The sequence below is a fragment of the Nitrosomonas ureae genome, assembly GCF_900206265.1.
Taxonomy (GTDB): Bacteria; Pseudomonadota; Gammaproteobacteria; order Burkholderiales; family Nitrosomonadaceae; genus Nitrosomonas; species Nitrosomonas ureae_C.
In genome coordinates, this window is sequence record NZ_LT907782.1 from 919,100 (window position 1) to 933,119 (window position 14,020).

The 14,020-nt window shown below is 42.3% G+C and carries 11 protein-coding genes; all 11 read right to left on the reverse strand.

The window, feature by feature from the left end:
- Positions 1-22: 22 nt before the first annotated feature.
- Positions 23-1,042: a phenylalanine--tRNA ligase subunit alpha gene (pheS, locus tag CPG39_RS04160; protein ID WP_096292199.1), complete on the reverse strand. Its 1,020-nt coding sequence runs from the start codon at positions 1,040-1,042 to the stop codon at positions 23-25.
- A gap of 105 nt (positions 1,043-1,147) precedes the next feature.
- The gene (gene rplT / locus CPG39_RS04165; protein WP_096292201.1) at positions 1,148-1,507 is read right to left on the reverse strand and encodes a 50S ribosomal protein L20; all 360 of its coding nucleotides are present in this window, start codon (positions 1,505-1,507) and stop codon (positions 1,148-1,150) included.
- Between the two features lie 13 nt (positions 1,508-1,520).
- Positions 1,521-1,718 carry a 50S ribosomal protein L35 gene (rpmI, locus tag CPG39_RS04170; protein WP_013647984.1) on the reverse strand — a complete coding sequence of 66 codons (198 nt, stop codon included), beginning with the start codon at positions 1,716-1,718 and terminating at the stop codon, positions 1,521-1,523.
- A 110-nt stretch (positions 1,719-1,828) separates the two neighbouring features.
- Entirely contained in the window at positions 1,829-2,401 is a 573-nt protein-coding gene (gene infC / locus CPG39_RS04175; RefSeq protein WP_096292202.1) for a translation initiation factor IF-3, read from the reverse strand.
- 33 nt (positions 2,402-2,434) lie between these two features.
- Positions 2,435-4,342 (reverse strand): threonine--tRNA ligase, encoded by a 1,908-nt coding sequence (gene thrS / locus CPG39_RS04180; RefSeq protein ID WP_096294252.1) that lies wholly within the window; start codon positions 4,340-4,342, stop codon positions 2,435-2,437.
- Between the two features lie 85 nt (positions 4,343-4,427).
- A complete protein-coding gene (locus CPG39_RS04185) occupies positions 4,428-5,183 on the reverse strand; it encodes a hypothetical protein (RefSeq protein ID WP_096292204.1) in 756 nt (251 codons plus the stop codon).
- Between the two features lie 133 nt (positions 5,184-5,316).
- On the reverse strand, positions 5,317-6,009 hold the full coding sequence (locus CPG39_RS04190) for a NapC/NirT family cytochrome c (protein WP_096292205.1): 693 nt from the start codon (positions 6,007-6,009) through the stop codon (positions 5,317-5,319).
- A complete protein-coding gene (cycA, locus tag CPG39_RS04195; protein WP_096291823.1) occupies positions 6,009-6,731 on the reverse strand; it encodes a cytochrome c-550 CycA in 723 nt (240 codons plus the stop codon). The genes CPG39_RS04190 and cycA overlap by 1 nt, the downstream gene beginning before the upstream one ends.
- A 126-nt stretch (positions 6,732-6,857) precedes the next feature.
- Positions 6,858-7,889 (reverse strand): hydroxylamine oxidation protein HaoB, encoded by a 1,032-nt coding sequence (gene haoB / locus CPG39_RS04200; RefSeq protein WP_231990303.1) that lies wholly within the window; start codon positions 7,887-7,889, stop codon positions 6,858-6,860.
- Positions 7,886-9,598: a multiheme c-type cytochrome gene (locus tag CPG39_RS04205; RefSeq protein ID WP_096291822.1), complete on the reverse strand. Its 1,713-nt coding sequence runs from the start codon at positions 9,596-9,598 to the stop codon at positions 7,886-7,888. Before CPG39_RS04205 ends, haoB begins: the two co-directional genes overlap by 4 nt.
- Positions 9,599-9,804: 206 nt before the next feature.
- Positions 9,805-14,016, reverse strand: a complete 4,212-nt coding sequence (gene rpoC, locus CPG39_RS04210; protein WP_096292207.1) for a DNA-directed RNA polymerase subunit beta' — start codon at positions 14,014-14,016, stop codon at positions 9,805-9,807.
- Positions 14,017-14,020: the final 4 nt, after the last annotated feature.

Genomic DNA, 14,020 nt, shown 5'->3' on the forward strand with positions numbered 1-14,020 from the left:
TAAGTAAGTACATTTTCTGGATTTAATTAAACTGTTTAAGAAAACGCAAATCATTTTCAAAAAACAATCTCAAATCATTGACGCCATATCTGAGCATTGTCAAGCGCTCCACACCCAAACCAAATGCGAATCCGATATATTGTTCACTATCGATCACGACATGCTTTAATACGTTGGGATGAATCATTCCACACCCAAGCACTTCCAACCAACCTGTATGACTACATATCCGGCAGCCTTTTCCACTACACATCACACAACCTATATCCATCTCAGCAGAAGGTTCAGTAAATGGGAAAAAAGATGGTCTGAATCTTACTGACAAATCATCATGTTCAAAAAATTGCGCCATAAAATTGGTTAAAATACCTTTTAAAGCAGAAAAATTGGCATTCTCGTCAATCCATAAGCCTTCTACTTGATGAAACATTGGTGTATGTGTTACATCAGAATCACAACGATAAACCCGACCTGGCGCGATCACTTTAATGGGCGGCTTATTAGTTTGCATATATCGAATTTGAACTGGCGATGTATGTGTTCGTAATAAATCTCCATTATCAATATAAAATGTGTCATGCATAGCACGGGCCGGGTGATTTTTTGGAATATTCAAAGCTGTAAAATTATAAAAATCAGTTTCGATTTCGGGTCCTGAGACCACATTGAAACCAATTGAATGAAATAATCCCTCAATACGCTGCAAAGTCTGCGTTACAGGATGCAGTCCACCAACACTATGCCCTCTGCCTGGCAAAGTAACATCTAAAGCCTCTTCCGTCAGCTTTTTTTCTAGTTCTTTGGCTTGAATTACACTCCGCCGGTTCTTAAGCGTCGATTCTAATTGAATTTTTGCTTCATTAATCTGACTACCTATAATAGGACGCTCTTCAACCGGAAGCCTTCCTAATCCTTTGAGCAATTCTGTAAGAATACCGTTCTTGCCGAGATAACGCGCCTTAACATTTTCCAACTCTGCAGCATCTTCGATATTATTCATCAAAATTTCTGCTTCAGAAATAATTTCTCTCAGATTTTCCATGCCAATTAAGCGTTGAGAATTACTTTTTCATTCATTATCATTTTCATAAGAAAAAGGGAGGTTCAGGGTTTACCCGACCTCCCATCAGCATATTATCATTACTAATTATGTCGCTAAACTAGCCTTAGCTTGTTCTACAATTTTCTCAAAAGCACTCTTATCAAATACAGCCAAATCAGCCAACACTTTTCTATCGACTTCGATACTAGCTTTTTTCAAACCATTCATAAATACACTGTACGATAAACCACACTCACGAGTAGCCGCATTGATTCGAGCGATCCATAAAGCTCTAAATTGTCTTTTACGTTGACGGCGGTCACGATAGGCGTACTGGCCAGCCTTCATAACAGCCTGTTTTGCTATACGATAAACATTTTTTCTACGCCCTCGATAGCCTTTAGCTAAATCCAATATTTTTTTATGCCGCGCATGAGCGGTTACACCACGTTTTACTCTAGGCATCTTTACTCCTTCTTTATGCGTAAGGCATCATAGTACGGATAGCGTTCTCATTAGTAAAATGAACTTCCGCTATGCCTCGTAATTGACGTTTATTTTTTGTTGTTTTTTTTGTCAATATATGACGCTTGAAAGCCTGTGAGCGTTTAATACTTCCACTTGCTCGAAATTTAAAGCGCTTAGCTGCTCCGCTTTTAGTTTTCATCTTAGGCACAAAATACTCCTCATTTAACATGAAAACAGGTGTCCTCGCGATAGAGAAACTTTACAAACCTGATAATCATTTATTTTTATATTACAATTACTTAAAAAGCAATACATTATTTACATTGATGTCAGTGAATCTATCGCCACTACTTTTGATTTATCTGTTTTGGTATCTTTTTTCTTAGGAGATAATACCATAACCATTTGACGTCCTTCCATTTTAGGAAATTGCTCCACTATTGCAAAGGACTCTAAATCATCTTTCACACGCTCAAGTAAACGCATACCAAACTCTTGATGCGCCATTTCACGCCCACGGAAACGCAATGTCACTTTAACCTTATCACCTTCATCCAAAAAGCTTATAAGATTCCTAAGCTTAATATTATAGTCTCCTTCATCCGTGTTCGGCCTAAATTTAATTTCTTTAATTTGAACCTGTTTTTGCTTTAATTTCGCATCATGCTTTTTCTTACTTTCTTGATAGCGGAACTTTCCATAATCCATCAATCTACAAACCGGTGGCTGTGCCGTTGGAGCGATCTCAACCAAGTCAACACCTGCATCTTCCGCCAAGGCATTCGCATCCGCAAGTAAAACAATACCAACTTGCTCTCCATTCACACCAATCAAACGCACTTCCGGCACATCAATTTCTTCATTGATACGCACTGACTTATCCTGAACTATGGCAAATTCTCCAAAATTAGTTAAATAAAGAAATTACACCTTCAACGAAAGCTCTTCATTAAACCGCACGAGGAAGTCTGGTAATTTCATTTGACCAAGATTCTCACCCATCCGATTACGAACAGCAATTTTATTTGCTCGTACTTCTTCATCTCCAACAATAATCTGATACGGAAGTTTCTGCAAACTATGCTCGCGGATTTTATAGGTTATCTTCTCATTTCTCAAGTCTAAACTCGCTCTAACGCCATTTTCCTTTAATTGAGCAACCACTTCTTGAGCGTAATCAATCTGTGTACGGGATATATTTAATACAACAACTTGTTCAGGCGACAACCACAAAGGTAATGCACCTGCATAATTTTCTATCAATATCCCGATAAATCTTTCCAATGAACCAAGTATAGCTCTATGCAGCATAACCGGTACCTGGCGCGAGTTATCCTCTGCTACATATTCCGCGCCTAAGCGATCAGGCATCGAAAAATCTAGCTGCAATGTGCCACATTGCCACAAACGACCAATACAATCCTTGAGGGAGAATTCAATTTTAGGACCGTAAAAAGCCCCTTCACCAGGTTGCCGCTCCCACTCCAATTTAACTTCATTGAGTGCCGCCTCCAATGCAGCTTCTGATTTATCCCATTGCGCTTCTGAACCGACGCGTTTTAGAGGGCGAGTTGAAAGTTTTATCAAAATTTCCCGGAAACCAAAATCTGCATAAACAATTTTCAATAAATCAATGAATTCCACAACCTCTTGTTGTATCTGATCTTCAGTACAAAAAATATGTGCATCGTCTTGCGTAAAAGCACGCACTCTCATGATTCCATGCAACGCTCCGGATGCTTCATTACGGTGACACGAACCAAATTCTGCGAATCGAATCGGCAATTCACGATAACTCCGCAAGCCTTGATTAAATATTTGCACATGACCAGGACAGTTCATTGGCTTGATAGCAAAATCACGTTCATCTGAATGCGTAATGAACATATTTTCACGAAAGTTTTCCCAATGCCCTGAACGTACCCATAAATCCTTATCCAGAATTTGAGGTGTGCGTATTTCGTGATAGCCATTGTGACTCAGAATATTCCTCATATACTGTTCTATTTGTTGCCATAGCGTCCATCCTTTTGGATGCCAAAACACCATACCGGATGCTTCGTCTTGCATGTGAAATAAATTCAATTGCTTACCAATCTTGCGGTGATCTCTTTTTTCTGCTTCTTCTAATCGATGCAAGTAACTTTTTTGATCATCTTTGCTCGCCCAAGCAGTTCCGTAAATACGTTGTAGCATTTCATTGTTTGAATCACCGCGCCAATAAGCACCAGCAACTTTCATAAGTTTAAAAACTTTTATTTTTGAAGTGGTAGGAACATGCGGTCCACGACAAAGATCAGTAAAATCACCTTGAGAATAAAGTGACAAATCTTCATCACCCGGTATTGATTCAATTATTTGTGCTTTGTAAAACTCACCTTGCTTCTTAAAAAAATCAATTGCTTTAGCTCGTTCCAGTATCTTTCGGTCTATTTTCAAATCCCGTTTACTGATTTCAATCATGCGCTTCTCAATCGCAGTTAGATCCTCAAAAGTGAATGAGCGCTTGTAAGAAAAATCATAATAAAATCCATCATCGATTACCGGCCCAATGGTTACTTGAGCCTCTGGGAATAATTCTTTTACCGCATGCGCTAACAAATGGGCACAAGAATGCCTGATAATCTCTAATCCTTCATCATCTTTTTCCGTAATAATCGCCAGATCACTATCATCTTCAACCAGATAACTTAAATCAACCAATTGTCCATTGATTTTTCCAGCGATAGCTGCACGCCCAAGACCCGAACCAATGGCCATCGCAACTTCCATCACACTAACAGGATGTTCAAAAATACGTTCTGATCCATCCGGCAAACGAACTACAGTCACAAACATTCCTTCAAAGAATTCATTTTAACAAAAGTGATATGTCATAAAATCCCACAACATCGAGAAATTTTATTTGAGCATAAAGTTATTTATCAAATGATGTTTTATACCAGTTACTCATTTTTTGCAAACCATTTAGAATCTTCGGTGCAAAACCAATAGCTACTGCATCGACCAAACAATACCAAGCTGCTACTCCACTGGGAGGATTTCCCTGAGTCCAATTAAAAACTGGCTCAATGGATGCCCATTTCCAAGTTCCTGCCGCCGTTCCTATAATCTCAAGCCACGTACAAATAAAGAAGGCTCCCAGATAAACCATTGGCGACCGCCCTTTGAATAAACAAATAACAAAAATGCAAAATAAAAAGGCCCCTACTTGATCACCTTGCTCAGGAATTCCGCTAATACCCCAAAGTGACCATAGTCCACCCGATACAATAACAAAAATTGCCAATTCTTTTGCATTCATCAAAAAGAATCTTGAGCGGGAAAGTGCGACTGCAGTCAAATAAACCATTCCATGTCCAGGTGGAACATACAATGGAACATTCCCAAATCGATAGGTATATCCTTCCATATAAATGGAAGCAAAATGTTCTCCTGCAGTTGCAAATGCAACCGCAACTACAACTTGCATGCGCACTTCTTTATTTTCACCAATCAGTAATCCAAACAAAAAAATCCAGGCGATGACTCCCATAATGTTTTGAGTTTCATAACTTGCACTGCCATCGATTACCAGGCTCACTGCAACACAAAAGAAAGTGAAACCAGCAATAAAGTAGTCTTTATTTCTATGTGGATAAACAACATCCGGCCTTGAAAAATGATTCAACATACAAAAACCTCAACGAATAAAAAGCCCGCCATAGGCGGGCCATTCAAGTATTTTTTATATCAAAATCTCACAAAAAATATTTTGAGCATCCTTTTCTAAAAAAGATAGATTACTCTCTTAATCAAAAAGGGAATTATTCGTCATCATCCTCATCTTCTTCGTCATCATCCTCTTCGCTTGCGGTTACATCACTAGCACTGTCCTCTTCTTCATCGTCCTCATCTTCTTCTTCGTCATCCTCATCTTCTTCGTCTTCGTCCGGCTTCAATACCATCTTGCCCGCAGCCAAACTTGCATTCAGATCCGTCATCGGTACTTCCTCATGCACCAAATTCTGATGACAGTCTATACACGTCGCTCCTTCCGTCTTCATCTTCTTGTGCGCTTCCTGTGCATCCGCCCCAGGCGGATTCGGATCCCTATGACAGTCACGGCAGGTAACACTGTCCCATTTCTTCAAGTTCATCCGTGCATCATGCGCCATAATCAGCCGACGCTCATTAAACTTCTCCAACGTCGAATAATCATTAACCAATTCCAAATAAAGCTCTCTCGCACCATCCACCGCATGCGTATATAACGCTAAATGAAAATTCTTGAATCCTTGCGGTATATGACAGTCCTTACAACCGGGATTGACTCCTAATGCCCCATAATGTGTCGATTCTTTGAGTTCCGTCTGCGTATAAGTCATCGAGTGGCAGCTGGTACAGAACTCTTCGGTAGATAGCGCCGCTTCTCCTCCAAATACCACCGCTACCAGCAATATCCCCAATAACCCGCCTGTCAGTAGTGTCCCTATCGCACCTTTCTGTAAGCCGCTCATCAGTCTTTTCCTTTTTTATCTTTTTTATCTGCCACTTTCTCTTTGGCATTCGCTTGGAATTCATCATGAAACTTGAATTTGGGTTCCCCTACGAATGTACCATCAAGCTTGTAATGCTCATGCATCGCTTTGACATCCTTCACCATCTTGTCAAAATCAAATGTATATTTCGCATCAACTTCCGGAGTGAATGGTGTATACGGAGCTTTCGCACCTTTCCACGGTGAACCTTCGTAGTTTAAATGGCAAGCACTGCAAGCTTCTTCAAAATGAAAATCTTGACCTTTGTCTGCCAATACCTTGCGTTGCATGGTAGTCCCTTTGCTTTCAAAGGCCTGCCCTCCCTTACGGTGATCTCCTCGATAGCTCTTCCCAGGACCATGACAGGATTCACAACCAACTGCCGCTAGCGGCTTCTTCGGTGCTTCTACCGTATAGCCACCTTTCTTGCCCCATCCATCAACATGACAACCTACACAGTCCTTGTCTTGCGTGTAGTCTTTATCCGGATCCAGCTTCGCTTTTATCTTGGCTTCCTTGCGTGTGCCCGGCTTTAACGATTCCATCGCTTTGGCATGTGCCGTGTCATTCCATGATTTGGCTTGCGATTTGTGGCACGAACTACATTTCGTGCGACCTTCAAAATCCGCCGCCAACACCGTGCCCGAGAAAAATGCAGCCATCGCCAATATGGCCAATATATAGGTTATCGGGTATTTCATCTCTCCTCCTTTATACTTTTTTAATTCAAATTTGATGGGTTCGTATTGTACGCTATCATCGTTTTGTGTAAATGATTATGTGCCCACTTTGAGGGTTTTATATCGCTCAAGGTCATTTTTCTGTTCTTAAGGTAGCTTATATACCCAATAACCCCCTTGTTGGTAGATCAGTTGCGCCAAATCCAGTTCCGTCGGCGCGGTCTTATCAACAAATGGCAGCATTCTTGCCAACAATGTTTGACTGCTTTCTTCATCGCTCAGAAAAAATACTCTGATCTCATTGTCTGAAACCGATTGCAACGTATAGGTGTCAAAATTATTTTCCTTAACTTGTACTTTCATTTGATTGATCATGCCATGCATGTTTCCCGTCATCGGAAAATTCTGATAGGCAACACCTATACTTTCAGGGTACATGAGCCCCAGTTTATAGAGATCAGTCACGTGTACAATCAGATAGGTCTCACGATCGGAACCAATCAGTTGCCGCAGTTGCTTAATGCCGTCTTCCGCCGGTGCCGCCAATGCCTGACTAAAGTGTTTAAATCGATCCAATTCCGCCGAGTTCGCATTGCTTTGCCAGAATTGTTTTTCATAGGCCTGAATCTCTTTGCTGTGCTCCAGCCAAGGAGCCGGTATCATGAGGGGTTCGTTCAGGTGATGGGTAAAAAATGTGTCGTGCCCTGTAAGCAGTTTGATTTGCCGCGAGGTATCCCACCAGGATAGTATCAGCGCATCTTTCGGGGCGTACTTCCTGATCGCTTCAGCCAGAATAGTAAGCTCCGATGGCTTTCTGTCAAAATTGTAAAGCACTTCATTGGTGCTATTCTTCCAATAGATCAGTACCGGCGCCCCATCATTCTGCCTCGCAACAATGAATTCAGCGATCGGCTTGCCTACCCCGTCAGCTTGTACTTTGTATTGACCAAGCTTTAAATCCGGCCAACCTGTCAGATCTATTTTACCAAACTTGCTGCTGTCGCCTTCTTCTACCAATTGATATTGATAGGGAGCCGGTATCGGCTTAAACCAAAGATACACAAACCAGCCCAATAAAAGTAATCCTCCAGCCACCAGAAAAATTCCTAATGACGGGAGGAGCCTGTCTCCTGACCGCACCACCTGGGTGGTGCGGTCTGTCGTATCAGCGCCTATCAAGCTTCACTTTGCTTACGTTTACGCCAACCCGCCAAGGCCAGTGTCCCGGCCAGCAGCATGCCGCCACCTAAACCACCCAGCGAGATCTTCTCAGCTGTGCCATCCAGATCAAGTAAACTGGTACGTTTCGATTCAAGATTCTTCACCCGTTCCTGCAGCGCAATCATCTCGCGAATACGAGTATTTTCGTCTTGAATTTCAACATACGCGCGGTTAATCGGACCCCAACCTTCCGTATAGGTCCATCCACCCGGATTTACGTGCGCCAAACCTACATGCATCTTAGCCAGGTCATTTTCGTGCATTTCCAGTACTTTCAGCTCAATCGCCGCAGGACTGTTACCTTTCGACCAGAACAACTGTGCAAAGTATGCATAGCCTTCTTTCTCCGGTGCCGGTGGGGCAGGACGATTAGTTTTTTGACCTGTCAATAAGCCTTCCTTATACAGTGTATGCACAATTTCATTAGCTTCCTGATACTTAGCCAATCCTTCCAGCGTGCCTTTGTCCATCAATTCTAAATATGAACGTGCAAAACGCTCCGAGTGACATTTGGTACAGGTAACCACCCACGAGTCTAAACGCGCTTCCGACCATTCGCTATTAATATTTTCCGCTATTCCCGGAACAAACGGATAGTTCGCCCAGCGAATCTTCCTTACCATGTTATGGCTATACTCGCCTTCGTATTCCATGTGACATCCCGCACAGGTCGGTGCATTTTGACCACCTAGTTCATAGGCATCTTTCAACTGTACTTCCCAGTTCCATTTGTCTCCCAGCATCGATACCATCTTGCCGTGCTTGGACATGGAGTAAGCTTCCCAGTTGTTGTGATCCACACCACTATGGCAAGTGGCACACGCTTCCGGCTTACGCGATTCCGCAGCTGAAAATTCATGGCGCGTATGGCATGAGTCACATTTGTTCTGATTCGTATGACACATCGAACAACCTTCAGCTACTTCGCGTTGCGGCATCGCTGCCCAAACAGTGGTTTCTACGTTGGCTTTATAATCCAATGCGTGCGATGGGCGTCCATCAGGCCATTGGCCGTGCGGCCAAATCATCGTGTCTCTTTCCGATTCCCGCTCCACAAATTCCGCCAAGTGGCATTTACCACATACATCCGCTGTCGGCATAATAATGTCTTTGGTGTGATCCGCTTTCTTTTTCGCATTAACATCCACGTGACAGTCAATACACCCCACTTCCTTCAGGTTCTCGCCTTCCGCCAGCTTACCCAAAGAGCGCAAATTCTTCTCTACGTCTTCCAGCTTGGCTTTCTTGTAGTAAGTCGGATCTTCCGGTTTCAAATTACGTACTTTGTCTAAATTCGCATGCGTGCTGCGCTTCCATGCTTGCACCCATACCGGCGATTCGTCCGTATGACATTCCACACATTCCTTCCGGCTCGCTATCTCTTTATTCGAGGTCGGCGATTTGTAAAATGTCGCAGGATCCAAATATATTCCATATGGTATCGGTTCCCAGTATTGCGCCAATGTTCCCCGACCCGCTCCTTGCTCAGGATCCTTGTAGCGCTTCACCACCGCTTCGTATACTTCCTTCGGTGTCGCTTTCTCACGATCCAGCTTCAATGCTTCATACAATTCGTCCGGAACACTCAGTATGTTCGCATGCGCCGTTCCTATCAGCATAGCTCCTAACAGCCCCGCTATTACCCCAGCCCATCGCTTGGCTTTCATCTCTCTCTCCTTTGGTTTTCCATAATTTCTTTCCCTTTCCTTATCTTCCCGGCCTCTCATAAGACCCCCTTCCCTTCAGCATAAAACCCCACCATCCGTCCACCTTCAACAGATAGCATCCTCCCCTAGACTACTTAGTCATCCTTGTACTGTCAAGCTATTTGAAAGATTAGCATTACACGAACACTACATCAGTTTTTTCCATACTAAACGGCACTATCAACACTATCAATTGAGACATCTGATTCGGCAATAATCTCAGGTATTTTTCCTTGCTTTTTCCTCTTACTATGAAAAGATAATCCCGTACCAGCAGGAACTAATCTGCCAACGATAACATTCTCTTTTAATCCGCGCAAATCATCTTTCTTGCCCATAATTGCCGCTTCAGTCAATACTCGAGTTGTTTCTTGGAATGAGGCTGCAGAAATGAATGAGTCCGTCGATAATGATGCTTTTGTAATACCTAACAACATAAATTCATAAGTAGCTGGCATTTTCTTTTCGGCAATTAATCGTTCGTTCTCGACGAGTAAATCGGCACGCTCTACCTGCTCTCCCGGGATAAATGCCGAATCACCCGAATTGGTAATTTGCACTCGCCTCAGCATTTGACGAACAATAACTTCAATATGTTTGTCATTAATCCTAACACCTTGCAATCGATATACATCTTGGACTTCATCAGTAATATATCGCGCCAATGCTTCAACCCCTTGTAAACGCAAAATATCACGTGGATCTGCCGGTCCGTCAACAATAATTTCACCTTTATTCACTACTTGTCCGTCATGTGCCATTACGTGTTTATCTTTTGGAATTAAGTATTCATGCACAATTTCTTCAAGATCAGTAATAATTAGCCTTTGCTTACCTTTGGTGTCCTTACCAAAAGAAACAATGCCCGTAACCTCAGCTAACATGCCTGCATCTTTTGGCGCCCTTGCTTCAAATAGCTCTGCCACGCGCGGCAAACCTCCTGTAATATCACGTGTTTTAGAAGTCTCTTGTGGAATCCTTGCCAATACTTCGCCTACACTCACCTGTTGTCCATCCCTCACCGTGATAATACAACCGATCTGGAACGTTATGCTCACAGATTGACTACTACCCAACATCTTTATTTCATTCCCATCATCATCCAAGAACTTCACTAGTGGACGTAAACCTTTCGATTGTATAACTCCTCGACGTTTTGGATCAATAACTACTAATGTCGACAATCCAGTAACTTCATCGATTTGTTTCGCTACAGTGACCCCTTCTTCAACATTTTCGAATCGCACCTTCCCAGTATATTCTGTTATTATAGGGCGAGTATGCGGATCCCAAGTGGTTAATATCTGGCCTGCTTTAACCATCTCACCATCCCGTACTAGCAATGTTGCACCGTAAGAAGCTTTATGTCTTTCACGCTCGCGTCCATTTTCATCTTGAATAATGATTTCACCGCTTCGTGAAATAGCGATTAATTCATTTTGAGCATTGGTCACATATCTCATCGTTGGAGAATAATGTACTGTGCCACTTGACTTGCTTTCAACCTGACTTACCACCGCAGTTCTGGAGGCTGCACCACCAATATGAAATGTACGCATTGTCAATTGCGTACCTGGTTCACCAATTGATTGAGCGGCAATAACTCCTATTGCTTCGCCCACATTGACCGGAGTACCACGCCCCAAATCCCGTCCATAACACTTCGCACATAAACCATATCGAGTTTCACAGGTAAGTGGTGTACGGACTTTTACTTCATCAATACCCAAAGATTCAATCAAATCTACAGCATCTTCATCCAACAATACCCCCGATGCAAAAACCACTTCTTGACTCTCGGGATTAATTACATCGTTAACTACAACTCTACCTAAAATTCGCTCGCGTAATGCTTCAATAATTTCACCACCTTCCACTAAAGCTTTCATAACTACGCCACTATCAGTATTACAATCTTCCTCTGTAACCACAAGATCTTGAGTAACATCAACTAATCGTCGAGTCAAATAACCTGAGTTAGCAGTCTTTAATGCCGTATCTGCTAATCCCTTCCTGGCACCGTGTGTTGAAATAAAATACTGTAGGACATTTAAACCTTCACGGAAGTTAGCTGTAATTGGTGTTTCAATAATCGAACCATCAGGTTTTGCCATCAATCCGCGCATACCTGATAACTGACGTATCTGTGCCGCTGAACCACGAGCACCAGAATCCGCCATCATATAGATTGAATTAAATGATTCTTGCGTTAACTGTGCACCTGTCTCGTCAAGTTGAATCTTTCCGCTAGACGTGTCAAGTACTGGCTCTACACCAAGCTGATTCATCATAGCTTTGGCAACTTGATCCCCTGCTCTACCCCAAATATCCACCACTTTGTTATAGCGCTCTCCTTGTGTCACCAAACCCGATATATATTGCCCTTCAATTTCTTTTACTTCTTGTTCCGCCTCAGCAATAATGTTGCTTTTCTGAGTCGGTATCAACATGTCATCCGCACAAATAGAGATACCGGCACGCGTTGCATAACTAAATCCCGCATACATGAGCTTATCAGCAAAAATCACTGTTTCCCTCAATCCACAACGTCTAAAACTTGCATTAATCAGTTTTGATATCTCTTTCTTTTTTAATGTTTTATTGAGCAATGAGAATGGAAGTGCAGGAGGAAAAATTTCAAATAATAATGTTCTTCCTACTGTTGTTTCATACCGTGTAATTTTTTCATACCGTTCGCCATCCGCATTAATGTCATATTCCCTGATTCTCACCTTGATTCTTGCATTTAATTCTACATTCCTACTTTCATAAGCACGTGAGACTTCACTGACATCCTGAAATAGCATACCTTCACCCCGAGCTCCCATTTTCTCCCTAGTAGTATAATAAAGTCCGAGTACGATATCCTGAGAGGGTACAATAATGGGTTCTCCATTAGCTGGGGATAAAACATTATTGGTAGACATCATTAATGTTCTGCACTCCATTTGTGCTTCTAATGAAAGCGGTACATGAACAGCCATTTGGTCACCGTCAAAATCAGCATTAAATGCAGCACAAACTAATGGATGCAATTGAATTGCTTTACCCTCGACCAGAACTGGCTCAAACGCTTGAATACCCAATCGATGCAGAGTTGGTGCACGATTTAACATAACTGGATGCTCACGAATTACATCTTCAAGAATATCCCATACTACTGCAGTTTCATTCTCAACTTCGCGCTTGGCAGCCTTGATGGTACTTGCAATTCCCATTAGCTCCAGTTTATTGAAAATAAAAGGTTTAAATAACTCGAGTGCCATTTTCTTAGGCAATCCACACTGATGGAGCTTGAGTTGAGGTCCGACAACGATAACTGAGCGACCAGAATAATCCACACGTTTACCTAGCAAGTTCTGGCGGAAACGCCCACCCTTACCTTTGATCATATCCGCCAATGACTTAAGTGCTCGTTTATTAGCACCAGTCATTGCCTTACCCCGACGACCATTATCCAATAATGAATCAACCGCTTCTTGCAGCATACGCTTTTCATTGCGAACGATAATTTCTGGTGCTTTTAACTCTAATAATCGTTTTAGCCGATTATTACGATTGATAACCCGGCGATATAAATCATTCAAATCCGAAGTCGCAAAACGACCGCCATCGAGCGGCACCAAGGGACGAAGATCTGGTGGCAAAACTGGTAGCACGGTCAAAACCATCCATTGTGGTTTTATCCCTGACTTATTAAATGCCTCCAGCAGTTTAAGTCGCTTAGAAATTTTCTTAATCTTTGTTTCCGATCCAGTACTATCCATTTCACGCCGCAAGTTCTCAATCTCGGCTTTAATATCCAGATTACTTAATAGATCACGAATGCCTTCAGCGCCCATGCTCGCACTGAAATCATCTCCATATTCTTCTGTTTTTATTAAATAATCCTCTTCAGTCAGTAGCTGACAACGCATTAGGGGCGTCAAGCCAGGATCAGTAACTACATAAGCTTCAAAATATAGGATTCGTTCAATATCACGTAAAGTCATATCCAATACCATACCCAAACGCGATGGTAGGGATTTTAAGAACCAGATATGTGAAACAGGTGAAGCCAGTTCGATATGCCCCATACGTTCACGGCGTACTTTTGACAAAGTTACTTCAACACCACATTTCTCGCAGATGACACCACGATGCTTTAGCCGTTTATATTTTCCACACAAGCATTCATAGTCCTTAACTGGACCAAAGATCTTGGCACAAAACAGACCATCTCGCTCCGGTTTGAAGGTACGATAATTAATCGTCTCAGGTTTTTTTACTTCGCCATAAGACCAAGAGCGAATTTTCTCTGGAGAAGCAAGGCCAATTTTTATGGCATCAAACTCTTCTTTGTGAGTAACTTGTTTAAATAAATCTAGCAGTGCTTTCATTTGT